Annotated in this window: 1 pseudogene; it reads right to left on the bottom strand. The window is 67.4% G+C overall.

Annotated elements, in window-relative coordinates:
• Positions 1–135 precede the first annotated feature (135 nt).
• Positions 136–397: pseudogene (locus BN358_RS24865) on the bottom strand (DUF2249 domain-containing protein); the annotation flags it as partial.
• Positions 398–564: the final 167 nt, after the last annotated feature.

Raw genomic sequence — 564 nt, 5'->3', positions numbered from 1 at the left:
GGTCGCTACACCCATCCCGGTCGACGCCATGACGAACGACGCCGAGACACGGCGACGAGTTCGTCGCCTGACCACCGAGCCGATCTCGACCGACAACCAGCAGCCAGGATGGCATTGGCGGACGATCGATGCCGCTCAATCGATCGTTTGCGGGCGCGTGTCCCGGGTGATGCGCAGGCGCCACTCGCGGGCCCCTCCTGGAGGTACTCGACGCCGATCGGGAAACGCTCCGACAGCTGGCCAAGGAGCGGCAGCGGGTTGTGTGGGGCGACCAGGACCAGCGAGCCGCCGGTCGGGATCGCATCGAACCCCCGAACACGCTGGCGTGCCGGATGGCGTGGGGGATGGTGCGCACGTCCAGCACGATGTCCTCCTCGTCGTGGTGTCCGCAGGTACATCCGCCGGAGCGGGTCTCGAGCTGGATCGGATTGGTCATTTCTCTCCTTCATCGGGCTCCCGTGGGAGCGGTTGGGTGTTGCGCGGCCTATGCGGCGTCAGGGTGACACCTGGATGTAGCCGTGGGCGCCTCGTTCGGCGTCGGCCATGACGTGGGAGACGAACGGA

This window comes from Sedimentibacter sp. B4, assembly GCF_000309315.1.
In the GTDB taxonomy this organism is placed as follows: domain Bacteria; phylum Bacillota; class Clostridia; order Tissierellales; family Sedimentibacteraceae; genus Sedimentibacter; species Sedimentibacter saalensis.
This window is presented reverse-complemented; position numbering and strand designations above follow the sequence as displayed.